General features: G+C 70.9%; 19 protein-coding genes. 5 read left to right on the top strand and 14 right to left on the bottom strand.

What is annotated here, in order from left to right; all coding sequences use genetic code 11:
• Positions 1–33: 33 nt before the first annotated feature.
• The 3 genes from N6H00_RS22670 to N6H00_RS22660 all read left to right on the top strand — a co-directional run bounded on the left by N6H00_RS22670 (position 34) and on the right by N6H00_RS22660 (position 3,342).
• A complete protein-coding gene (locus tag N6H00_RS22670; RefSeq protein WP_268973658.1) occupies positions 34–891 on the top strand; it encodes an SDR family oxidoreductase in 858 nt (285 codons plus the stop codon).
• A 137-nt stretch (positions 892–1,028) separates the two neighbouring features.
• The gene (gene rarD, locus N6H00_RS22665) at positions 1,029–2,126 is read left to right on the top strand and encodes an EamA family transporter RarD (protein ID WP_268973657.1); all 1,098 of its coding nucleotides are present in this window, start codon (positions 1,029–1,031) and stop codon (positions 2,124–2,126) included.
• Between the two features lie 217 nt (positions 2,127–2,343).
• A complete protein-coding gene (locus tag N6H00_RS22660) occupies positions 2,344–3,342 on the top strand; it encodes a M28 family metallopeptidase (RefSeq protein WP_443073010.1) in 999 nt (332 codons plus the stop codon).
• 79 nt (positions 3,343–3,421) lie between these two features.
• Here N6H00_RS22660 and N6H00_RS22655 read toward each other — a convergent pair whose 3' ends face one another.
• From N6H00_RS22655 to N6H00_RS22640, 4 genes are all read right to left on the bottom strand, one after another.
• Entirely contained in the window at positions 3,422–4,381 is a 960-nt protein-coding gene (locus N6H00_RS22655) for an ABC transporter permease (protein WP_268973656.1), read from the bottom strand.
• Positions 4,368–5,348, bottom strand: coding sequence for an ABC transporter ATP-binding protein (locus tag N6H00_RS22650; RefSeq protein ID WP_268973655.1), 981 nt, complete (start codon positions 5,346–5,348; stop codon positions 4,368–4,370). Before N6H00_RS22650 ends, N6H00_RS22655 begins: the two co-directional genes overlap by 14 nt.
• A gap of 50 nt (positions 5,349–5,398) precedes the next feature.
• Positions 5,399–6,637 carry a LolA family protein gene (locus N6H00_RS22645; RefSeq protein ID WP_268973654.1) on the bottom strand — a complete coding sequence of 413 codons (1,239 nt, stop codon included), beginning with the start codon at positions 6,635–6,637 and terminating at the stop codon, positions 5,399–5,401.
• Positions 6,638–6,894: 257 nt separating this feature from the next.
• Complete coding sequence (locus N6H00_RS22640; RefSeq protein WP_268973652.1) at positions 6,895–7,905, bottom strand: polyprenyl synthetase family protein; 1,011 nt, start codon at positions 7,903–7,905, stop codon at positions 6,895–6,897.
• A 745-nt stretch (positions 7,906–8,650) separates the two neighbouring features.
• Here N6H00_RS22640 and fahA point away from each other — a divergent pair.
• Together fahA and N6H00_RS22630 are read left to right on the top strand one after the other, a co-directional pair.
• Positions 8,651–9,901 carry a fumarylacetoacetase gene (gene fahA / locus N6H00_RS22635; RefSeq protein ID WP_268973651.1) on the top strand — a complete coding sequence of 417 codons (1,251 nt, stop codon included), beginning with the start codon at positions 8,651–8,653 and terminating at the stop codon, positions 9,899–9,901.
• A gap of 50 nt (positions 9,902–9,951) precedes the next feature.
• On the top strand, positions 9,952–10,467 hold the full coding sequence (locus N6H00_RS22630; RefSeq protein WP_268973650.1) for a hypothetical protein: 516 nt from the start codon (positions 9,952–9,954) through the stop codon (positions 10,465–10,467).
• A gap of 106 nt (positions 10,468–10,573) precedes the next feature.
• On the opposite strand, the gene nuoN is transcribed toward N6H00_RS22630, so the two are convergent.
• Genes nuoN through nuoE form a run of 10 tightly spaced genes read right to left on the bottom strand, consistent with a single transcriptional unit; the run spans position 10,574 to position 23,697 of the window.
• Positions 10,574–12,226 carry an NADH-quinone oxidoreductase subunit NuoN gene (gene nuoN / locus N6H00_RS22625; protein WP_268973649.1) on the bottom strand — a complete coding sequence of 551 codons (1,653 nt, stop codon included), beginning with the start codon at positions 12,224–12,226 and terminating at the stop codon, positions 10,574–10,576.
• A complete protein-coding gene (locus N6H00_RS22620) occupies positions 12,223–13,887 on the bottom strand; it encodes an NADH-quinone oxidoreductase subunit M (protein WP_268973648.1) in 1,665 nt (554 codons plus the stop codon). The genes nuoN and N6H00_RS22620 overlap by 4 nt, the downstream gene beginning before the upstream one ends.
• A gap of 3 nt (positions 13,888–13,890) precedes the next feature.
• Positions 13,891–15,831 carry an NADH-quinone oxidoreductase subunit L gene (gene nuoL, locus N6H00_RS22615; protein WP_268973647.1) on the bottom strand — a complete coding sequence of 647 codons (1,941 nt, stop codon included), beginning with the start codon at positions 15,829–15,831 and terminating at the stop codon, positions 13,891–13,893.
• Positions 15,832–15,847: 16 nt separating this feature from the next.
• Positions 15,848–16,147 (bottom strand): NADH-quinone oxidoreductase subunit NuoK, encoded by a 300-nt coding sequence (gene nuoK, locus N6H00_RS22610; RefSeq protein ID WP_009715954.1) that lies wholly within the window; start codon positions 16,145–16,147, stop codon positions 15,848–15,850.
• Entirely contained in the window at positions 16,144–17,082 is a 939-nt protein-coding gene (locus tag N6H00_RS22605) for an NADH-quinone oxidoreductase subunit J (protein WP_268973646.1), read from the bottom strand. Before N6H00_RS22605 ends, nuoK begins: the two co-directional genes overlap by 4 nt.
• Positions 17,079–17,672 (bottom strand): NADH-quinone oxidoreductase subunit NuoI, encoded by a 594-nt coding sequence (gene nuoI / locus N6H00_RS22600; protein WP_268973645.1) that lies wholly within the window; start codon positions 17,670–17,672, stop codon positions 17,079–17,081. Before nuoI ends, N6H00_RS22605 begins: the two co-directional genes overlap by 4 nt.
• Positions 17,665–18,993 carry an NADH-quinone oxidoreductase subunit NuoH gene (nuoH, locus tag N6H00_RS22595; protein WP_268977077.1) on the bottom strand — a complete coding sequence of 443 codons (1,329 nt, stop codon included), beginning with the start codon at positions 18,991–18,993 and terminating at the stop codon, positions 17,665–17,667. The genes nuoI and nuoH overlap by 8 nt, the downstream gene beginning before the upstream one ends.
• 26 nt (positions 18,994–19,019) lie before the next feature.
• Entirely contained in the window at positions 19,020–21,509 is a 2,490-nt protein-coding gene (locus N6H00_RS22590; RefSeq protein WP_268973644.1) for an NADH-quinone oxidoreductase subunit G, read from the bottom strand.
• Entirely contained in the window at positions 21,506–22,888 is a 1,383-nt protein-coding gene (nuoF, locus tag N6H00_RS22585) for an NADH-quinone oxidoreductase subunit NuoF (RefSeq protein WP_268973643.1), read from the bottom strand. Before nuoF ends, N6H00_RS22590 begins: the two co-directional genes overlap by 4 nt.
• Complete coding sequence (gene nuoE / locus N6H00_RS22580; protein WP_268977075.1) at positions 22,888–23,697, bottom strand: NADH-quinone oxidoreductase subunit NuoE; 810 nt, start codon at positions 23,695–23,697, stop codon at positions 22,888–22,890. Before nuoE ends, nuoF begins: the two co-directional genes overlap by 1 nt.
• Between the last annotated feature and the right edge of the window lie 16 nt (positions 23,698–23,713).

Genomic DNA, 23,713 nt, shown 5'->3' with positions numbered 1-23,713 from the left:
GGGCGTACCGACCCGAACAGGAGAGTCACGGATATGAGCATCGTCGTCACCGGCGCCACCGGTCACCTCGGCCGCCTCGTCGTCGAAGGGCTGCTGGAGAAGGTTCCCTCCGACCAGATCACCGCGGTCGTGCGCGACACCGCAAAGGCCGCCGGTCTCGCCGACCGTGGCGTGCGGCTGCACGCGGCCGACTACAACCGGCCCGAAACGCTCACCGGCGCCTTCGCCGCGGGCGACAAGGTGCTGCTGATCTCCGGCAGCGAGGTCGGGCAGCGCGCTCCCCAGCACCAGGCCGTCATCGACGCCGCCAAGGACGCCGGTGTCGCCCTGCTCGCCTACACCAGCGTGCTGGGCGGCCCCGCCGCCGACTTCACCCTGGCCGATGAGCACAAGGTCACCGAACAGGCGATCGCCGACTCCGGTCTGCCGCACGTCCTGCTGCGCAACGGCTGGTACAACGAGAACTACACCGAGAAGCTCGCCCCCGTCCTCGAGCACGGCGCCGTCGTGGGCGCCGCGGGCGAGGGCCGGGTCGCCTCCGCCTCGCGCGCCGACTACGCGGCGGCCGCCGTCGCCGTCCTGACCGGCGAGGGCCATGAGGGCAAGGCGTACGAGCTCTCCGGCGACACCGCCTGGAGCTTCGCCGAGTACGCCGAGGTGGTCGCCGGCCAGACCGGTAAGGAGATCGTCTACCGCCCCGTCTCCCCGGAGGAGTACCGGTCCATCCTCACCGGCGCGGGCGTACCCGAGCCGCTCGCCGCGATCCTCTCCGACGTCGAGGCGGCCATCGAGCGCGGCCGGCTGGCCGCCACCCCGGGCGAGCTGTCCCGTCTCATCGGCCGCCCGACCACGCCCATCGCGGACTCGGTCGCGGCCGCGCTGAAGGGCTGATCCGCCCCGTACGCACCACGGCCCGCCTGTCATCACCGTTTCCTGAGACGGGAATGACAGGCGGGCCTCGGCGGCGCTACCTTCGGACCTTCGGAACGGGCCCGCCCAGGGTCCGCCATGCCGTCGGGGAGGGTGCCGTGACGCAGCAGAACCAGCAGGACCGCACCGATCGCACCGATCGCACCGGCCTCCTCTACGGCTTCGCCGCGTACGGCATCTGGGGGCTGGTACCGCTCTTCTGGCCGCTGCTGGAACCCGCCGGCGCGGTGGAGATCCTCGCCCACCGGATGGTGTGGTCACTGGCGGCCGTCGGGCTGCTGCTGGTGGTGCTGCGCCGCTGGAGCTGGATACGGCCGCTGCTGCGGGAGCCCAAGCGGCTGGGCATGATCGCGCTCGCCGCGACCGTGATCTCGGTCAACTGGGGCCTCTACATCTGGGGCGTCAACAGCGGTCATGTGGTGGAGACCGCGCTCGGATACTTCATCAACCCGCTGGTCAGCATCGCCTTCGGGGTGCTGCTGCTGCGTGAGCGGCTGCGGCCCGCGCAGTGGGCGGCGGTGGGCGTCGGCGTGGTGGCCGTGGGCGTGCTGTCAGTGGGCTACGGCAAACTGCCCTGGATCGCGCTCACCCTCGCCTTCAGCTTCGCGACGTACGGCCTGGCCAAGAAGCGGGTCGGACTGGACGGGCTGGAGTCGCTGGCCGCCGAGACCGCCGTACAGTTCCTGCCCGCGCTCGGCTTCCTGCTCTGGCTCGGGGCGCGCGGCAACAGTACGTTCACCACCGAGGGCGCCGGGCACGCGGCGCTGCTGGCGAGCTGTGGGTTCGTCACGGCGCTGCCGCTGATCTGCTTCGGCGCCTCGGCGGTGCGGCTGCCGCTGTCGACGATCGGGATGCTCCAGTACGTGGCGCCGACCTTCCAGTTCGTCCTCGGACTCGTCGTCTTCCACGAGTCGATGCCACCCGAGCGGTGGGCGGGCTTCGCGCTCGTCTGGCTCGCCCTCGCGCTGCTCACCTGGGACGCGCTGCGCACCGCCCGGCGGGCGCGGCGGGAGCTGGCCGAGGCCGCCGCGCGGGCGGCCGCGCTGTCGGCGGCCGTGGCAGCGCCGGAGGGGGTGGCCGTGGCAGCGCCGGAGTCGGCGGCCGTGGCGGCGCCGGAGAGCGATGCCGTACCCGGAACGGCCGTGGCGGACGCCGCCGTGCCCGATGCGCGGCCGGGGTCGATATCCGGCGGGTGATGTCCGATGTCCGGTTTCCGCTCTTGACGCGAAGTCAGCCGCCCCCGAGCATCAGCGTCGCGTCACACCACCGCTTCACCGCGCCGCCGGTCCGGTTCACCGCGCTTCATCGGTTCACCGCACCCCGCCGGTTCGCCGCTCCACCGCCCCCATGGGCACGTGCACCACACAGCGTCACGTCATTCCGTCCTGTCCTCGTTCGGAATCGGAGCCCCCCATGTCGTCATGCGTTGCGCGCCGCCCCCGAAGAGCCCTGCTGCGCCGGGCGGTCACCATGGCCGCCGCCGGTACGGCGATCGCCGCCCTGGTGTCGGCCGCCCCCGCCACCTCCGCCGCCGCACCGGCCCGGCACTCGGCGGACGCCCGTACCGCCCTCGCCGCGCCGGACCTCTCCGTGGCCAATGTGAAGGCCCATCTGGCCCAGCTCCAGGCCATCGCCACCGCCAACAGCGGCAACCGCGCCCACGGCCGCCCCGGCTACAAGGCGTCGCTCGACTACATCAAGGGCAAGCTGGACGCCGCCGGGTACAGCACCACCGTCCAGCAGTTCACCTCCGGCGGCGCCACCGGCTACAACCTCATCGCCGACTGGCCCGGCGGCGACACCGGCCATGTGGTGTTCTCCGGCGCCCATCTCGACTCCGTCACCGCGGGCCCCGGGATCAACGACAACGGCTCGGGCTCCGCCGGAATCCTGGAGACCGCGCTCGCCGTGGCCCGCCAGGGGGCGAAACCCACCAAGCATCTGCGGTTCGCCTGGTGGGGCGCCGAGGAGCTGGGCATGGTCGGCTCCCGCGCCTACATCAACAACCTGCCGTCCGCCGAACGGGCGAAGATCGACGCCTATCTCAACTTCGACATGATCGGCTCGCCCAACCCCGGCTACTTCGTCTATGACGACGATCCCGGGATCGAGTCGGTGTTCAAGGCGTTCTTCTCCGCCAAGGGCGTCCCCACCGAGATCGAGACCGAGGGCGACGGCCGCTCCGACCACGCGCCGTTCAAGAACGTGGGCATCCGGGTGGGCGGTCTCTTCAGCGGCGCCGACTACATCAAGACCGCCGCCCAGGCCCAGAAGTGGGGCGGCACCTCCGGTCAGGCGTTCGACCGCTGCTACCACCGCTCCTGTGACACCTCGGGCAACATCGACGACACCGCCCTGGACCGCAACAGCGACGCCATCGCCTACGCGGTCTGGACGCTCGGCGGCGCCTGATCCCGGTCCCGGACGACGCGCCGTGTTCGGCTCCGCCGGCACACCGGCTCAGGGTTAAGGGCTCAGGAGGACTCAGGGCTCAGGCCGTGATGTCCTTCGCGGTGAACCGGGCCCAGGCCGCCGAGCCGAACACGGCGACGTACAGCCCTTGCAGTCCCATGTTCTTGACCAGCTGGTCCCAGTAGACCGGCTCGCGGAGGAGATCGGCGAAGCTGAGCCAGTAGTGCGGGAAGAGATAGGGGTGGATCGCGTGCAGCTGCGGGATGGTGTCGAGGATCTGCACGGTGACCACCAGCCCCACGGTCGTGGCCATGGCCGCGATCCCGCTGTTGGTCAGGGTCGAGATGAACAGCCCCGCCGTCGCGATCCCCACCAGCGACAGGGCCACCACGGCCGCCACAGCGAGGGCCCGGAGCAGCGCGTCCTCGAACGGGACGGTGATGCCCGAGATCAGCGTGACGTCGCCGAGCGGGAAGAGCAGCGCCCCCGTCACCAGGCCCGAGAGGGACACGACCAGGGTCGAGATCAGGCAGAAGGCCATGGTGGTGGCGAATTTGGCCAGCAGCAGCCGGGTCCGCCCGGCGGGGGCGACCAGCAGATAGCGCAGCGTCCCGGAGCCCGCCTCACCGGCGACGGCGTCACCGGCGATCACACCGATCACCATCGGCAGGAAGACCGGCAGCGTCGCCGCCAGCGAGGCGAAGACCAGGAAGATGCCGTTGTTGGTGATCTGGGAGAAGAAGGCCGGGCCCTGCCCGTCTCCGCCACGGCCGCCGCCGAGACTCCCGCCGTCGCTCGTCTCGATCTTCACCGCGATACCGATGAGGATCGGGATCAGCGCGAGCACCCCGAGCAGGGCCAGTGTCCGCCAGCGGCGGAGGGTGGTGATCAGCTCGGAACGGAAGAGCTCCAGGGACCACAGGAGGCTCGGGCGGCGCGCGTCCGGCGTGCCGGCCCTGTCCGGTACGCCGGTGCCCGCGGCCTCCGCCCTGTCGGCCCGGACATCGGCCCTGTCGGCCCGTCCATCAGCCCGCGACATCGAAGCCCTCCCCGGTCAGCGCCACGAAGGCGTCCTCGAGCGAGGCGCGTTCGGCCCCGAAGGCCCGGACCCGCACCCCGGCGCGTACCAGGGCGGCATTGAGGTCGGCCAGCTCCAGCGGTGCCTCGTCGGCGCCGGGGCCGGGCACCGGCAGCTCGCCGGAGACGCGCTCGTCCAGCACCACCAGATCGGTCACCCCGTGCTCCTTGAGGACCCGGACCGCGTCCGCCGGGTCCGGGGTGGTGACGGCCAGCCTGCCGCGGCTGCCCGCCGCCAGTTCGGCCACCGTGCCCTGGGCGATCAGGCGGCCCTGGGCCATGACGGCGGCGTGCGTGCACACCTGTTCGATCTCATCGAGGAGGTGTGAGGAGAGGAAGACGGTGGTGCCGTCCTCGGCCAGTTCGCGCACCAGGGTACGGATCTCGCGCATGCCCTGCGGATCGAGGCCGTTGGTCGGCTCGTCCAGGACCAGCAGCTCACGCGGCTGGAGCAGCGCGGCGGCCAGACCCAGGCGCTGTTTCATGCCGAGTGAGTAGGCACGGGCCTTCTTCCCGGCCGCGGCGGCCAGCCCGACCCGGTCCAGGGCGGCCGCGACACGGCTGGTCCGGGTGCGGGGGTCCGCGGTGGGGTCGGCGGCGTCGAAGCGCAGCAGGTTGTCGCGGCCGGTCAGAAAGGGGTAGAGGGCGGGGCCCTCGATGAGGGCGCCCACCCTCGGCAGCACGCTCCGGGCGGCGCGCGGCATCGGCTCGCCGAGCAGTCTGGCTCTGCCGGAGGTGGGCTCGATCAGGCCCATGAGCATGCGGATGGTCGTCGTCTTCCCCGAGCCGTTGGGCCCGAGGAAGCCGAAGACGCTGCCCCGCGGCACGGACAGGTCGAGTGCGTCGACCGCGAGCTGTCCGCCCCGGTAGCGCTTGGTGAGCCCGCGGGTCTCCACCGCGGCGTCGTCCTCGGCGGACCGCTGCTCCACGGGCTCCCCTTCGTCGTGCGTCGTGATCTACGCGTTGTGCGCCCAGCGCCTCACTTGGCCGCGTCGGCCGCCTTGACCAGAGCGTCCTTGTCGACCGCGCCGACGAACACCTTGCCGTCGTCGGTCAGCAGCGCGTTCACCAGCCGGGTGCTGATCACGGTGCCGGAGCCGAAGTCGCCCTTGACCTTCTTGCCGAAGCCGTCGAGGAGGCCGGACGCCGCGCCCGCGCCGCTGTCGACGCCGGGGGCCGTGAACGCCGCGGCGCCGGGGACGTCGATCCGGGCGACCGCATCCCAGCTCTCACCGACGACGTTCAGCCCGGACAGGGCGTCCTGGGCGCCCTTGAGGTCCTTGGCCCCGAAGTCCTTGGCGCCGTTCCGGCCGGCGTCGGGCGCCTCGGTGACCTTGGCGCCCTTGGGCGGGGTGAAGTCGAAGGTGCCCGCCTTGGGCTTGCCGAAGTCCACCTTGGTGAAGCCGACGTCGATGGCCGCCTTGCCGCCGCTCTTCGAGGAGAGCGTGAACTTCAGCGGGACGCCGGTGTCCGCGTCCACCGCGATACGGACCGACCCGATCGTGGAGTGGCTGTTCTGCTCGGGCTCGATCAGCAGCTGGTACGCGTCCCGTCCGGCGACCCGGGCGGTGCCGTCGACCCTCACATCGGTGGTGTCGTCCACGGCGGCGAGCACCTTCTTGGCGATCTCCTGGGGCGTGGCGTCCCGCAGGTCCTTCGGCACGTCCTGCCGGTGGTCGCCCTTGGCCTCGGCGTCCTTGGGGGCGGTGGCGTGGTAGGCGGAGTTGCTCCCGCTGTCGTACGCCCAGACCTCGTCGCCGTTGTGGATCATGCTGTACTCGGCGGCGTTCTCGACGATCGACACCCGCTGCTTGTCGGGGCCGTCGGCGGCCACCCGCAGGGTGTGCGGGCCGGACACCAGCTCCAGCAGCCGGGAGTCGGGCGAGGCGGACGCGTCGCCGCCCCGCGCGCCGCCGAGGTCGGCGAGGGAACCGCCGCCCGGGAGCGAGGGGATGCCCAGGTCGGTGGTGATCTTCACCGAACCGGACAGCTGCTGGGTGTCCGATGCCGCCATCTTGCTGATGAGCTCTTGCGCCGAGATCTTCGGCAGGTCGGGGTCGCCGGTGCTGGCGAGCGCCGGGACCAGTCCTATGGTCGCCGCCGCGATGCCCGCGACCGCGACCGGGGCGGCGTACCGGGCGGCCTTCTTCCCCCGGGATGGCCGCTCATCGTCCCAGAAGCCGTCGTCGGCGACCTGTGTCGGTCGGATCCGTGCCATATGTGCTCTACCTCCGTCGTCGGCGGCGGTTTGTCAGCTTGCACTCGTCCACCTCTCGGGCCATTGTCACCCGATCCCGCCATGTGGTGGTCTTTTCATCCCATCAAATCGACCGCCGTGGCGCGTCAGCCCGCAGGATCACCCGCGCGTAATGCTCGGGTATGACGCCACCCCACCGGAAGTCCGGGACCGGGCGCACAACCGCCAGGCATCGGCACCGCGAGGGCGCCGTGAAGCGCCGAGTGGGCACCCGGGCGTCAGCCCGCCCGGTGGACCACCGCGTCGCACAGCCCCTCCAGGGCCGCCTTCGCCGGGCCGTCGGGCAGCGGTGCCAGCATCGACCGCGCCTCCGCCGCGTAGCGGACGGTGACCCGGCGGGCCTGCTCCAGCGCCGGATGGACGCGCAGCCGCCGCAGCACCTCGGCATGGCGCGCGTCATCGGTGAGGTCGCCCGCGAGCAGCTCGCACAGCTCGCGGTCCTCGGCGGAGCCGGTCGCCTCGGCCTGGGCCCGCAGATAGAGCACGGGCAGGGTGGCGACGCCCTCGCGCAGATCGGTGCCGGGGGTCTTACCGGACTCATGGCTGTCGCTGGCGATGTCCAGCACATCGTCGGCGAGCTGGAACGCCATGCCGAGCCGCTCACCGTACTGGGTGAGGACGCTGACGATGGTCTCGTCGGCGCCCGACATCATCGCGCCGAACCGGCCGGAGACGGCGATCAGCGAGCCCGTCTTGCCGGCCAGCACATCCAGGTAGTGCTCGACCGGGTCCCGGCCGTCGCGGGGACCCGCCGTCTCCAGGATCTGACCGGTCACCAGCCGCTCGAACGCCTCGGCCTGGATCCGCACCGCCTCCGGGCCGAGATCGGCCAGGATGTGCGAGGCACGGGCGAAGAGGAAGTCGCCGGTGAGGACCGCCACCGAGTTGCCCCAGCGGGCGTTGGCGCTGGAGACGCCGCGCCGCACCTCGGCCTCGTCCATCACATCGTCGTGGTACAGGGTGGCCAGATGGGTGAGTTCGACGACGACGGCGGAGGGCACCACACCGGGTGCGTGGGGGTCACCGAACTGCGCGGCCAGCAGCACCAGCAGTGGCCGGAAACGCTTCCCCCCGGCCCGCACCAGATGCTGGGCGGCCTCGGTGATGAAGGGGACATCGCTCTTGGTGGCCTCCAGCAGGCCCTCCTCGACCGCCGTCAGCCCGGCCTGGGTGTCGGCTTCCAGAGTCCGGTCCCGCACGCTCAGCCCCAAGGGCCCGACGAAGCTCACGGGGTACTCCTGTCTGCCTACGAATGACGCGAATGTCGATGTGTCGCTGCCTCCACCAACAGGCAGCGTATCCGGTCGGGTATCGATCACTGTGGGCGCCTTCCCGCCTTGTGCGCCTCTCACCGCTCTCTCCCGAAACCGGCCGCTTCACATCGCAGTACCGCGATCGCAGCAGTTCATTCATGCCACGGCCGCCGACCGGTCGCCCGCGCCCGACCACCATCGCCCTCGCCGGCCGTGGCGACGCGTACTCCGTGCCGGGGACGAACCGCACCACCGGGCCGAAACTCGCCGCCGCGGGCAGGCCGGTGACGCGGAGCCCGAGGACCGAGGAGCCGTCCCGGCGCCGAGCCAGGGCCCCGGCGTCGACGACCGGCTCCGAGCGGAGTCCGGAGCTGGGGAAGTCCAGCACTGCGACGCTCCTCCGGTAGCCCGCTGCGGCCGGCACATGGTCGGCGGCCGGCTCACCCGCCCGGCGGCCCCCGCGCGGGGTGAGCACCGGCCGACCGTCCTCCCCCACGGTGACCCGGCCGATCCACCGCCCCTGGGTGACCCGCACCCGCCCGGCGCACCGGTCCCTCAGCCTCCAGGCGCCCTTGGGGTCCCAGCACCCTGCGGACCGGATAATCCCGGGCCGATGCGGGCAGTCGGCGCCCACTCGCCCCGCTCGCCCCGGACCGGACCTTAGGGTGTGCCCTGCGCCCCCGCGCCCCCACCGTGCCGAGGAGAAGGCGAGGCAGCCCCGATGCCGCAGCGATCCCCGCTGGACCTGCCCGAAGGTGACCCCTTCGGGCCGCACAACCTCCCCTATGGGGTCTTCACCCCGCCACGCGCCCCGCATCTGCGGAAGATCGGGGTGCGCTACGGAGACCATGTGCTGGACGCCGGGGCCGCCGCGGCCGCCACCGCCTCTCCGCACGCCGAACTGCTGGCCGCCGACACCCTCAACCCGCTGATGGCCGCGGGCCGCCCGGTCTGGCGGGCCGTCCGCGCCGAGGTGCTCGAGTGGCTCACCGACCCGGCGCACCGGCCGGCCGTCGAGCCCCTGATGCACCCCCTCGCCACCGTGGCGCTCCATCTTCCCTTCGAGGTGGCCGACTACGCCGACTTCTATGCGAGCGAGCACCACGCCACCAACGCGGGCAGGATCTTCCGCCCGGACGGCGATGTGCTCACCCCCAACTGGAAGCACATGCCGATCGGCTACCACGGCCGGGCCGGCACCCTCCTCGTCTCGGGCACGCCCATCGTCCGCCCGCAGGGCCAGCACCTGCCCCCGGCCGATACCTCCGCACCACACGCTTCCTCCCCCACTCCGGTCTTCGGGCCCTCCCTCCGCCTGGACTTCGAAGCGGAGGTGGCCTTCGTCGTCGGCGCCCCTTCCACTGTTCATACACCGGTGCCGCTCTCGGGGTTCCACGACCATGTCTTCGGCGTCTGTCTGCTCAACGACTGGTCCGCACGCGACATCCAGGCGTGGGAGTACCGCCCGCTCGGCCCCTTCCTCGGCAAGTCCTTCGCCACCTCGCTGGCCGCGTGGGTCACCCCGCTGGAAGCCCTCGCCGCGGCCCGTACCAGCCCTCCCGCTCGCGACGTCCCGCTGCTCCCCTATCTCGACGACAGCGCCGCCGAGCCCGGCGGACTCGATCTGCGCATCGAGGTCGCCCTCAACGGCCACACCGTCTCCCGCCCGCCCTTCTCCGCCATGTACTGGACCGCGGCCCAGCAGCTCGCGCACCTGACGGTGAACGGCGCCTCGCTGCGCACCGGTGACGTCTTCGCCTCCGGCACGGTCAGCGGTCCGCGCCCGGACGAACTCGGCTGTCTCCTCGAACTCACCTGGGGAGGCCGCGACCCCCTGCGCCTCCCCGACGGCACCCGGACCTTCCTGGAGGACGGCGACGAAGTGACCATCACGGCCTGGGCACCGGGCCCGCAGGGGGCCCGTATCGGCCTGGGCGAGGTGACCGGTCAGGTCGTTCCGGCCACGCCCTGACCCGGCTGCTAATTTGTCGTGCTCCTGCCCTATCAACCCAGGAGGAGAACGTGAAGAAGGCAGTGAGCATGGCCGGTGCGGTGGCGGCGGCCGCCCTGCTGCTGACCGCATGTGGCAGTGACGGTGGCGACGACGAGAAGGACACGTCCAAGGACACCGCGTCCGCCTCCGCGTCGAGCGCCCCGGCGGAGGGGGGCGCGGACGGGAAGGTCGCGGGCACCTATGTGGCGAAGTCCGACGACGAGGCCGTCATCCTGTCCATCAGCGGCGAGAAGGCCGTCCTGATCGCCGGCGAGCACACCTGCACCGGTGACTACACCGACATGGGCGGGAAGATGCTGATGCTCAAGTGCGCCGACGGCAACACCGAGCGCAGCGCGGGCAAGGTCACCACCAGCGCGGACGGCAAGACCCTCACCGTCGACTGGGACGCGCTGGCCAAGAACGACACCTTCACCAAGGCGGCCTCGCCCAGCGATCTTCCCTCGGGTATGCCGACGTCGCTCCCCTCCGGCCTCCCGACCGACCTCCCGACCGATCTGCCGACCGACCTCCCGACCGGCTGATCCGAAGCACCCCGGACGCACGGACGCCGCCGGCCGGCAGCCCCCATGGCTGCCGGCCGGCGGCGTCCGTATCGCCGGGCGTCCCGGATCCACCGTCGGCCATCCGCTACCGGACGAAGACCCCCGCCTGGCTCGCGAGGTCCAGGAAGTACTGCGGGGCGACGCCCAGGACCACCGTGACCGCCACACCGATCGCGATGGCCGACGAGGTCAGCGGGCTCGGCACCGCCACGGACGGGCCGTCCGTGCGCGGTTCGCTGAAGAACATCAGCACGATCACCCGGATGTAGAAGAACGCGGCGATCGCCGAGGAGATCACACCGATCACGACCAGCGCGCCCGCCCCACCGTCGGCCGCCGCCTTGAAGACCGCGAACTTCCCGGCGAAGCCGCTGGTCAGCGGGATACCGGCGAAGGCCAGCAGGAAGACCGCGAAGACGGCGGCCACCAGGGGCGAACGGCGGCCGAGCCCGGCCCACTTGGACAGATGGGTGGCCTCACCGCCCGCGTCCCGCACCAGGGTGACCACGGAGAAGGCGCCGAGGGTCACGAAGGAGTACGCGGCCAGGTAGAAGAGGACGGAGGAGATGCCTTCGGGCGTGGTGGCGATGACACCGGCCAGGATGAACCCGGCATGGGCGATCGAGGAGTACGCCAGCAGCCGCTTCACATCGGTCTGGGTGACGGCCACGATCGCACCGCCCAGCATGGTGACGATGGCGACGCCCCACATCACCGGCCGCCAATCCCAGCGCAGCCCCGGGAGCACCACGTACAGCAACCGCAGCAGCGCGCCAAAGGCCGCGACCTTGGTAGCGGCGGCCATGAAGCCGGTCACCGGGGTGGGGGCGCCCTGGTAGACGTCCGGGGTCCACATGTGGAACGGCACCGCGCCGATCTTGAACAGCAGCCCCATCAGCAGCATCGCCCCGCCGATCAGCAGCAGCGCGTCATTGCCCATGGTCCCGGCGAGCGCCGGGGTGACGTTCCTGACCTGGCCGTCGACGACGTCCGCGATCCCGGAGTAGGTGACCGTGCCCGCGTAGCCGTACAGCAGGGCGATGCCGAAGAGCAGGAACGCCGAGGAGAAGGCGCCCAGCAGGAAGTACTTGACGGCGGCCTCCTGCGACAGGATGCGCTGGCGCCGGGCGAGCGCGCACAGGACGTACAGCGGCAGGGAGAAGACCTCCAGCGCCACGAAGAGCGTCAGCAGGTCATTGGCGGACGGGAAGACCAGCATGCCGCCGACCGCGAAGAGGACCAGTGGAAAGACCTCGGTGGTGGTGAAACCGGCCTTGACGGCGGCCTTTTCGGCGTCGCCGCCGGGCACGGCGGCGGCCTGCGCCGCGAAGGAGTCGACGCGGTTGCCGTGCGCCACCGGGTCCAGCCGCCGCTCGGCGAAGGTGAACACCGCCACCAGCGCGACCAGGAGAATGGTGCCCTGGAGGAAGAGCGCCGGCCCGTCGACGGCGATCGCGCCCATGGCCGCGACCCGGGACTTGCTGGTGCCGTAGTCCCCGGCGGCGAGGCCGATCACCGCGGCGAACGCCGCGGCCAGGGCGACCACGGAGACGAACAGCTGCGCGACATAACGCTGCCGGCGCGGAAGGAACGCCTCGATCAGGACGCCGACGATCGCGGCGCCGAGCACGATCAGCGTGGGCGACAGCTGGCCGTATTCGATATCCGGCGACGGGATCTTGTCGGGGGCCGCCGCCGCTGTTGTCCACAGGCTGTGGACAGTGGCCGCATGAGTCACTTGGCACCTCCGGAAGCACCGTCGTGGGAAGCACCCTCGGACGCCGGGCTGTAGCGGAACCAGCCCGCGTCGGTGACCGGGTGATCGGGCTTGGGATCCTTCTTGTCCACCACGGACAGCGTGTGGTCGACCGCCGGGTTGACGATGTCGGCCAGCGGCTTCGGATAGACCCCGAGGAAGATCAGCAGCGCGATGAGCGGGGCCACCACGACCAGCTCACGCGCCCGCAGATCGGGCATCGACCGCACCTCGGCCTTCACCGGACCGGTCATGGTGCGCTGGTAGAGGATCAGGACGTACAGCGCCGCCAGCACGATGCCGACGGTCGCGATGACACCGAACGCCGGATAGCGGCTGAACGTGCCGACCAGGACCAGGAATTCGCTGATGAACGGCGCCAGTCCGGGCAGCGAGAGGGTGGCGAGCCCGCCGATCAGGAAGGTGCCGGCGAGCACCGGGGCGACCTTCTGCACCCCGCCGTAGTCCTCGATGAGCCGCGAGCCGCGCCGGGTGATCAGGAACCCGGCCACCAGCATCAGAGCGGCCGTGGAGACGCCGTGGTTGACCATGTAGAGGGTGGCGCCGCCCTGGCCCTGGCTGGTCATCGCGAAGATGCCCAGGATGATGAAGCCGAAGTGGGAGATCGAGGCGTAGGCGATCAGCCGCTTGATGTCCCGCTGGCCGATCGCCAGCAGCGCCCCGTAGATGATGCTGATGAGCGCGAGGACCAGGATCGTCGGGGTGGCCCACTTGCTGGCCTCCGGGAAGAGCTGGAGGCAGAAGCGGAGCATCGCGAAGGTGCCGACCTTGTCGACGACCGCGGTGATCAGCACGGCGACCGGGGCGGTGGACTCCCCCATCGCGTTGGGCAGCCAGGTGTGCAGCGGCCACAGCGGCGCCTTCACCGCGAAGGCGAAGAAGAAGCCGAGGAACAGCAGCCGCTCGGTACTGGACGACATGTCCAGCCGGCCGCCGGCCCGTGCCTGGACGATCTCCTGGAGCGAGAAGGTGCCGCTGCCGAGGTGATCGGCGGTGACCGCGTACAGCCCGACCACCGCGGCCAGCATGATCAGCCCGCCCGCGAGGTTGTAGAGCAGGAACTTCACCGCGGCGTAGGAGCGCTGAGTGGCCGTCTCCTCTTCGGAGCGGCCTCCGGCCCGGTCCCCGAAGCCCCCGATGAGGAAGTACATCGGGATCAGCATGGCTTCGAAGAAGATGTAGAAGAGGAAGACGTCGGTGGCCTCGAAGGAGATCACCACCATCGCCTCGACCAGCAGGATCAGCGCGAAGAAGCCCTGAGTGGGCCGCCAGCGGCGGTTGGGGCGGGCGCCTTCGAGCGGATCGGCGTCATGCCAGCCCGCCAGGATGATGAAGGGGATGAGCACCGCGGTGAGCGCGATCAGCGCGACCGCGATCCCGTCCACGCCCAGGTCGTAGCGGACCCCGAAGTCCTTGATCCAGGCATGGGACTCGGTGAGCTGGAAGCGGCCGCCGTCGGGATCGAAGCGGACCAGCACGATCGCCGCGAGGACGAGCGTGGCCAGCGAGAAGCCCAGCGCCACCCATTTGGCGGCGGCGCGCTTGGCGGCGGGCACGGCGGCGGTGGCGACCGCACCGAGCGCGGGCACCACGGCCGTGGCCGTCAGCAGGGGAAATGACATGACTCAGACCGCCCTCATCAGCAGGGTCGCGGCGATGAGCACCGCCGCACCGCCGAACATCGAGACCGCGTACGTACGGGCGTAGCCGTTCTGGAACCTCCGCAGCCGGCCGGAGAGTCCGCCGACCGAGGCCGCGGTGCCGTTGACCACCCCGTCGACCAGCTTGTGATCGACATAGACCAGACCGCGGGTCAGATACTGGCCGGGTTTGACGAGCGCGACATGGTTGAAGTCGTCCTGGAGCAGATCGCGCCGAGCGGCCCGGGTGAGCAGGGATCCGCGCGGGGCGGTCCGCGGCACCGGCCGGCGTCCGTACTGCGCCCAGGCGAGCGCGACACCGATCGCCAGCACGACCATCGTCCCGGTGGTGACCGCCGCGGCACTGAGCGGGGAGTCGCCGTGGCTGTGGCCGGTGACCGGCTCCAGCCACTTCAGGAACGAGTCGTTGAGGCTGAACAGCCCGCCCGCGAAGACCGATCCCACGGCCAGCACGATCATGGGGATGGTCATGGACTTCGGCGACTCGTGCGGATGCGGTTCCGCATGTGTCCCGGCCGACTCGGCGGCGGGCTCGGCGCTGGGCTCGTCGGGCGACGGGGTGGTGCCCCAGCGCTTCTCGCCGAAGAAGGTCAGCAGCATCACCCGCGTCATGTAGTACGCGGTGATGGCCGCGCCGAGCAGGGCCGCGCCGCCGAGGATCCAGCCCTCGGTGCCGCCCTTGGCGAACGCCGCCTCGATGATCTTGTCCTTGGACCAGAAGCCGGACAGACCCGGGAAGCCGATGATCGCGAGGTAGCCGAGCCCGAAGGTGACGAAGGTGACCGGCATGTACCTCCGCAGGCCGCCGTACTTGCGCATGTCGACCTCGTCGTTCATGGCGTGCATGACCGATCCGGCGCCGAGGAAGAGCCCCGCCTTGAAGAAGCCGTGGGTCACCAGGTGCATGATCGCGAAGACATAGCCGATCGGGCCGAGCCCGGCGGCCAGGACCATGTAGCCGATCTGCGACATGGTGGACCCGGCCAGGGCCTTCTTGATGTCGTCCTTGGCGCAACCGACGATCGCACCGAAGAGGAGCGTGACCGCGCCGACCGTGACCACCGCGACCTGGGCGTCCGGTGCGCCCTCGAAGATCGCGCCGGAGCGGGTGATCAGATACACCCCGGCGGTCACCATGGTCGCCGCGTGGATCAGGGCCGAGACCGGGGTCGGGCCCTCCATCGCGTCCCCGAGCCAGGACTGCAGGGGCACCTGGGCCGACTTGCCGCAGGCGGCGAGCAGCAGCATCAGCCCGATCGCGGTGAGCTTGCCCTCGCCCGCGTGGTCCGCGTCCGTCAGCACCGGGGCGAAGGTGAAGGTCCCGAACGTCGTGAACATCAGCATGATCGCGATCGACAGGCCCATATCGCCGACGCGGTTGACGATGAACGCCTTCTTGGCCGCCGTCGCCGCACTGGGCTTGTGCTGCCAGAAACCGATGAGCAGGTAGGAGGCGAGGCCGACGCCCTCCCAGCCGACGTACAGCAACAGGTAGTTGTCGGCGAGGACGAGCAGCAGCATCGCCGCGAGGAAGAGATTGAGATAGCCGAAGAAGCGGCGGCGGCGCTCGTCGTGCTCCATATAGCCGATCGAGTAGATGTGGATCAGTGTGCCCACACCGGTGATCAGCAGCACGAAGGTCATCGACAGCTGGTCGAGCTGGAAGGCGACGTCCGCCCGGAAGCCGCCCACCGGGATCCAGCTGAAGACCTTGCTGTGCAGGGCCCGGTCGTGCTCGCCGCGGCCGAGCATCTCGGCGAAGAGCACCGCGCCGATCACGAAGGAGGCCGCGGCGAGCACCGTGCCGAGGTAATGGCCCTTGCCGTCCAGCCGCCGCCCCCCGCACAGCAGCAGGGCCGCGCCGAGCAGCGGCGCCGCGACGAGCAATCCGATGAGGTTCTCCACTTGAACGCGACCCCTTCTAGAGCTTCATCAGGCTGGCGTCGTCGACCGAGGCCGAGTGGCGGGAGCGGAAGACGGTGACGATGATCGCGAGGCCGACCACGACTTCCGCCGCCGCGACGACCATCGTGAAGAAGGCGATGATCTGGCCGTCGAGGTTGCCGTGCAGCCGGGAGAAGGTGACGAACGCCAGGTTGCACGCGTTCAGCATCAGCTCGACGCACATGAAGAGGACGATCGCGTTCCGCCTGATCACGACACCGGCCGCACCAATGGTGAACAACAAGGCGGCCAGGTAGAGGTAGTTGACCGGATTCACTTGGCGGCTCCCCTCGAATGCCCGGCGCTCTCGGCGTTCTCGGTGTTCTCTGCGTCCCCGGCGGTCCCGGCGTTCCCGGTGTTCTCGCCGTTTCGCCCCCGCGCCCGGTCCTCGTCCCTCTTGCCGCCGCCCGTGGGCGTCCGGCCCAGCCAGCGCTGGGAGCGCTGCTCCAGCGCCGCCAGCTCGGCCAGCGACTCCTGGGAGACGTCCCGGATCTGGCCGCGGCCGCGCAGCGTCGCGTTGACGGTCAGCTCGGACGGGGTGCCGTCGGGCAGCAGACCGGGGATGTCCACCGCGTTGTGCCGGGCGTAGACACCGGGGGCGGGCAGCGGCGGGACGTTCCGGCCGGTGCGCACCCGCGCCTCGGACTGCTCGCGCTGGGTGCGGGCCCGCTCGGTGCGCTCGCGGTGGGTCAGCACCATCGCGCCGACCGCCGCGGTGATCAGCAGCGCGCCGGTGATCTCGAAGGCGAAGACGTATTTGGTGAAGACCAGGGCCGCCAGGCCCTCCACATTGCCGCCGGAGTTGGCCTGGCCCAGGCCGTTCCACGTCTTCAGCGAGGCATTGCCGATCCCGGCGCACAGCAGGATGCCGAAGCCGAGCCCGCAGAGGGCGGCGAGCCAGCGCTGCCCCTTCAGGGTCTCCTTGAGGGAGTCGGCGGCGGTGACACCGACCAGCATCACCACGAAGAGGAAGAGCATCATGATCGCGCCGGTGTAGACGACGATCTGCACGACGCCCAGGAAGTACGCGCCGTTGGCGAGGTAGAAGACCGCCAGGACGATCATCGTGCCCGCCAGGCACAGGGCGCTGTGCACGGCCTTGCGCATCAGGATCGTGCACAGCGCGCCGATCACGGCGACGGTGCCGAGCACCCAGAACTGGAAGGCCTCACCGGTGGAGGTGGTGGAGGCCGCGGCCAGGGCGCCGCTCATCCCTGCACCTCCTCGTTCCCCGCGGCCTGGTCGGACAGGGTCTCGCCCTTGCCGGCCGCGGTCTGCCGGGTGGTACCGGGCGCGGCCTCGGTGACCAGACCCCGGTAGTAGTCCTGCTCGTCCGTGCCGGGGTACATGGCGTGCGGGGAGTCGACCATCCCGTCCTCGAGCCCGGCGAGCAGCTCCTCCTTGGTGTAGATGAGCGATTCGCGGCTGCGGTCGGCCAGCTCGTACTCATTGGTCATGGTCAGCGCCCGGGTGGGGCACGCCTCGACGCACAGGCCGCACAGGATGCAGCGCAGATAGTTGATCTGGTAGACGCGGCCGTAGCGCTCGCCCGGGGAGTAGCGCTCCTCGTCGGTGTTGTCCGCGCCCTCCACATAGATCGCGTCGGCCGGACAGGCCCAGGCGCACAGCTCACAGCCGACGCACTTCTCCAGCCCGTCCGGGTGCCGGTTGAGCTGGTGGCGTCCATGGAAGCGGGGCGCGGTGGGCTTCTTCTGCTCTGGGTACTGCTCGGTGAGCCGCTTCTTGAACATGGCCTTGAAGGTCACGCCGAAGCCGGCCACCGGGTTCTGGAAGTCAGACACCGTCGGCCTCCTTTCCGTCACTGACAGTGTCGGTGCCACCACTGACAATCAACTCCCGCTCGCGGCGGGGACGTCGGCGGGGGACGGGCGGCAAGGTCTGGCCGGGCAGCGGCGGCACCGGGAAACCTCCCGCCATCGGATCGAAGGCGGGCTCCGGTCCCGGTTCCGCTCCGGCCTCGGCCTGCGCCGACGAACGGTCGCGGAAGAAGTCGACCACGAAGGACAGCAGCAGCAGCGCGATCACCGCGCCGCCCACGTACAGCACGATGTCCTGGTAGTCGTAGTTCTCGTTGCGCAGCGCCCGGACGGTGGCGACCAGCATCAGCCAGACCATCGAGATCGGGATGAGCACCTTCCAGCCCAGCTTCATGAACTGGTCGTAGCGGACGCGCGGCAGCGTGCCGCGCACCCAGATGAAGACGAACAGCGACACGACGACCTTGCCGAGGAACCACAGCATCGGCCACCAGCCGTGGTTGGCGCCCTCCCAGAAGGTGCTGATCGGCCAGGGCGCCCGCCAGCCGCCGAGGAAGAGGGTGACGGCGACCATCGAGACGGTGACCATGTTGACGTACTCGGCGAGCATGAACATCGCGAATTTGATCGACGAGTACTCGGTGTTGAAGCCGCCCACCAGGTCGCCCTCGGACTCCGGCATGTCGAAGGGCGCCCGGTTCGTCTCACCGATCATCGAGACGATGTAGATGAGGAACGAGACCGGCAACAGCACCGCGTACCAGCGGTCGTGCTGCGATTCGACGATCTGCGAGGTCGACATCGACCCGGAGTAGAGGAAGACGGCCGCGAAGGAGAGGCCCATCGCGATCTCGTAGCTGATCATCTGGGCGCAGGAGCGCAGGCCGCCCAGGAGCGGATACGTCGATCCGGAGGACCAGCCCGCCAGCACGATGCCGTAGATGCCCACCGAGGCGGTGGCCAGGATGTAGAGGACGGCGATCGGCAGGTCGGTCAGCTGCATCGCGGTGCGGTGGCCGAAGATCGAGATCTCGCCACCGGACGGGCCGAACGGCATCACCGCGACCGCCATGAAGGCGGGGATGGCCGCGACGACCGGCGCCAGGACGTAGACCACCTTGTCCGCGCCCTTGACGACCACGTCCTCCTTGAACATCAGCTTCACGCCGTCCGCGAGGGACTGGAGCATGCCCCAAGGGCCGTGCCGGTTGGGCCCGATGCGCAGCTGCATCCAGCCGACCACCTTGCGCTCCATGACGATGGAGATGAGCACCGTCAGCATCAGGAACGCGAAGCAGAAGACGGCCTTGATCAGGATCAGCCACCACGGGTCGCGGCCGAACATCGACAGGTCCTCTGCGGCGAGATAGCTCACTGGGTCACCTCCGTCGCGGGGGCAGTGATCGTGACAACATCGCCGGGGCGGGCCCCGAGATCGCGCTGGACGCCGCCGCCGACGGAGGCCAGCGGCAGCCAGACCACCCGGTCGGGCATCGGGGTGACGCTCAGCGGCAGCTGGACGGAGCCGGCCGGGCCGGTGACCCGGACGGTCTGCCCGTCCTCGACGCCCGCCTCGACCGCCGTGGCCGCCGAGAGCCGGGCCACCGCCGCGTGGCGGGTCCCGGCCAGCGCCGGATCGCCGTCCTGGAGCCGGCCCTGGTCGAGCAGCAGCCGGTGGCCGGCGAGCACCGCCTCGCCCTCGGCCGGCCGGGGCAGCGGCACGCCCGTCTCCCGCGAGCCGGTGGCGCGCGGGCCCTGCCAGGTGCCGAGCCGGGTCATCTCGGCGCGTACCGCCTCGACGTCCGGCAGGTTCAGGGGCGTGTCCAGCGCGTCGGCCAGCATGTGCAGCACCCGGGCGTCCGGGAGGGTGTGCCGGCGGGTCATCTGGTCGGGCTTGAGCGCCGCCTCGAACGGCCGGGCCCGCCCCTCCCAGTTGAGGAAGGTGCCGGACTTCTCGACGACCGCCGCGACCGGCAGCACCACATCGGCCCGCTCGGTGACCTCCGAGGGCCGCTGCTCCAGGCTGACCACGAAGTCCACCGCGTCCAGCGCCTCCAGCGCCCGCGCCGGATCGGGCAGATCGCCGACCTCGACGCCCGCGACCAGCAGCGCGCCCAGCCCGCCGACCGCCGCGGCCTCGATGATCTGGCCGGTGTCCCGGCCCACCTGGTGCGGAAGATCGGTGGTCCCCCAGACCGAGCAGACCTCCTCGCGGGCCCGCGGATCGTGGGCCGGGCGGCCGCCGGGCAGCAGCCCGGGGAGCGCGCCCGCCTCGATCGCGCCCCGCTCCCCGGCCCGGCGCGGAATCCAGGCGAGCGTGGCCCCGGTGGCGGCGGCGGCCCGTACGGCGGCGGTCAGCCCGCCGGCCACGGACGCCAGCCGCTCACCCACGATGATCACCGCGCCCTCCTGGCGCAGCGCCTCGGCGGCCCGCTCCCCGCTCTCGTCCAGCCCGGTGCGGCCCGCGATGGCGTCCAGCCACTCGGTCTCGGTACCGGGGGCGGCCGGCAGCAGGGTGCCGCCCGCCTTCTCCAGGCCCCGGGTGGCGTGGGTGGCCAGCGAGAAGGTGCGCTGGCCGCGCTTGCGGTACGCCTTGCGCAGCCGCAGGAAGACGCCGGGCGACTCCTCCTCGGACTCGAAACCGACCAGCAGGACGGCCGGGGCCTGCTCCAGCGTGGTGTAGCTGAGTCCACTGCCGTCCAGATCACGGCCCCGGCCCGCGACATGGGTGGCCAGGAAGTCGGCTTCCTCGTCGGTGTGGGTACGGGCGCGGAAGTCGATGTCGTTGGTGTCCAGGGCGAGCCGGGCGAACTTCGCGTAGGCGTAGGCGTCCTCGACGGTCAGCCGGCCGCCGGTGAGCACGCCGGTGCGGCCGCGCGCCATCGCGAGCCCCGCGGCCGCCGCGTCCAGCGCCTCGGGCCAGCTCGCCGGCTCCAGCTTCCCCGTCTCGCGGTCGCGCACCAGCGGGGTGGTGAGCCGGTCCGGAAGCTGCGCGTAGCGGAAGCCGAAGCGGCCCTTGTCGCAGATCCACTCCTCGTTGACCTCGGGGTCGTCCGCCGCCAGCCGCCGCATCACCTTGCCCCGCCGGTGGTCGGTGCGGGTCGCGCAGCCGCCCGCGCAGTGCTCGCACACGCTTGGAGACGAGACCAGGTCGAAGGGGCGGGAGCGGAAGCGGTACGCCGCCGAGGTCAGGGCGCCCACCGGGCAGATCTGGATGGTGTTGCCCGAGAAGTACGACTCGAACGGATCGCCCTCGCCGGTGCCCACCTGCTGGAGCGCGCCCCGCTCCAGCAGCTCGATCATCGGGTCGCCCGCGATCTGGTTGGAGAAGCGGGTGCAGCGCGCGCACAGCACACAGCGCTCGCGGTCCAGCAGCACCTGGGCCGAGATCGGGACCGGCTTGGGGAAGGTGCGCTTCCGCCCCTCGAAGCGGCTCTCCGCCGAACCCGTGCTCATCGCCTGGTTCTGTAGCGGGCATTCACCGCCCTTGTCGCAGACCGGGCAGTCCAGCGGATGGTTGATCAGCAGCAGCTCCATCACCCCGCGCTGCGCCTTCTCGGCCACCGGCGAGGTGAGCTGTGTCTTGACCACCATCCCGTCGGTGCAGGTGATGGTGCAGGAGGCCATCGGCTTGCGCTGGCCCTCCACCTCGACGATGCACTGGCGGCAGGCGCCGGCCGGGTCGAGGAGCGGATGGTCGCAGAACCGCGGGATCTCGATGCCGAGCAGTTCGGCGGCCCGGATGACCAGCGTCCCCTTGGGAACGGAGATCTCGATCCCGTCGATGGTGACGGAGACCAGATCTTCTCGCGGCACCGCCGCCTCCCCGCCCGACGAGGGTGCGTTGGTGGTCACGGTCATGCGTTCACCCCCAGGTGAGTGGAGCGCGGCTGGTCGGCCCAGGCGGTGGACTTGGCCGGGTCGAACGGACAGCCTCCGCCGGTGATGTGCTGCTCGTACTCCGCGCGGAAGTACTTCAGCGAGGAGAAGATGGGGCTGGCCGCGCCGTCGCCGAGGGCGCAGAAGGACTTGCCGTTGATGTTGTCGGCGATGTCCGCCAGCTTGTCGAGGTCGTCCATGCGCCCCTTGCCGGCCTCGATGTCGCGCAACAGCTGCACCAGCCAGTACGTGCCCTCGCGGCAGGGTGTGCACTTGCCGCAGGACTCATGCGCGTAGAACTCGGTCCAGCGGGTCACGGCCCGCACCACGCAGGTGGTCTCGTCGAAGCACTGGAGCGCCTTGGTGCCCAGCATCGACCCGGCCGCGCCCACGCCCTCGTAGTCCAGCGGGACGTCGAGGTGCTCATCGGTGAGCAGCGGGGTGGACGAGCCGCCCGGGGTCCAGAACTTCAGCCGGTGGCCGGGGCGCATCCCGCCGCTCATCTCGAGCAGCTGGCGCAGGGTGATCCCGAGCGGGCCCTCGTACTGTCCGGGGTTGGCCACATGGCCGGAGAGGGAGTAGAGCGTGAAGCCCGGGGACTTCTCGCTGCCCATCGAACGGAACCATTCCTTGCCCTTGTTGAGGATCGAGGGAACCGAGGCGATGGATTCGACGTTGTTGACGACAGTGGGGCACGCGTACAGACCGGCGACCGCGGGGAAGGGAGGCCGCAGCCGGGGCTGGCCGCGGCGTCCCTCCAGCGAGTCCAGCAGTGCGGTCTCCTCACCACAGATGTACGCGCCGGCGCCGGCGTGCACCGTGATGTCGAGACCGGGAAGTCCGTCCACCCCGAGCTTCTGCCGTCGCCGCTCCGCGGTGCCGAGGTAGCCCGCCTCGTACGCCTCGCGAACGGCCTCGTGCAGTCGCCGCAGCACGGGGACGACCTCGCCGCGCAGATAGATGAAGGCGTGCTCGGAGCGGATGGCGTGACAGGCGATGACCATGCCCTCGATGAGGGCGTGCGGATTGGCGTAGAGAAGGGGGATGTCCTTGCAGGTGCCCGGTTCCGACTCGTCCGCGTTGACGACGAGATAGTGCGGCTTGCCATCGCCCTGCGGAATGAACTGCCACTTCATTCCGGTGGGGAAGCCCGCGCCGCCGCGGCCGCGCAGACCCGCCTCCTTCACCAGCGCGATCACCGCGTCGGGGTCCATGGCGAGGGCTTTGCGCATGCCCTCGTAGCCCTCGTGCCGCAGATAGGTGCGCAGGGCCCAGGAGTTCGGCTGGTCCCAGAACGCGGAGAGCACGGGTGCCAGCAGCTTCTCGGGGCTGTGCCCATTGATCTCGGTTGTCACGGTCATCACTCCCCCTCCTCGGCGACCGGACCGGCCGGGTGATGCGGATCGGAGGCGGAGGTCCGCTGCGGCGCGTCGTGCGAGCTGGGATGCGTCGGCGGCGCCTCGTCCTGCGGGGCGTCCGCGGACCTCGGCGAGACGACCCGGCCGGGTGCCGCCTCGCCCTTGGCCAGCCGCAGCCCGACCAGCGAGGCGGGCCCCGCGGAGCCGCCGGCCTCGACGGCGCCCGGCCGCGCGTCGGGGAAGCCGGCCAGGATGCGGGCGGTCTCCTTGTAGGTGCACAGCGGTGCGCCCCGGGTCGGCTCGACGGTCCGGCCGGCCCGCAGATCGTCGACGAGCCGCTTGGCGGATTCGACGGTCTGGTTGTCGAAGAACTCCCAGTTGACCATCACCACGGGTGCGTAGTCGCAGGCCGCGTTGCACTCGATGTGCTCCAGGGTGACCTTGCCGTCCTCGGTGGTCTCCCCGTTGCCCACCCCCAGGTGGCTCTGCAGCTCCTCGAAGATCGCGTCGCCGCCCATCACCGCGCACAGGGTGTTGGTGCACACCCCCACCTGGTAGTCGCCGGAGGGCTTGCGCCGGTACATCGTGTAGAAGGTGGCCACGGCGGTGACCTCGGCGGTGGTGAGGTCCAGCAGCTCGGCGCAGAACCGCATCCCGGTCCGGGTGACATGGCCCTCCTCGGACTGCACCAGGTGCAGCAGCGGCAGCAGTGCGCTGCGGCTGTCCGGGTAGCGGGCGATCACCTCCCGGGCGTCCGCCTCGAGCCGGGCGCGCACCTCGGCCGGGTAGTCGGGGGCCGGCAGCTCCGGCATCCCCAGCTGCACTTCG

Origin of the sequence: Streptomyces sp. S465 (assembly GCF_026898115.1) — a bacterium.
Lineage (GTDB): Bacteria > Actinomycetota > Actinomycetes > Streptomycetales > Streptomycetaceae > Streptomyces > Streptomyces luomodiensis.
Note: the sequence above shows the minus strand (reverse complement) of the source record. Positions and strands in the feature narration are given on the sequence as shown.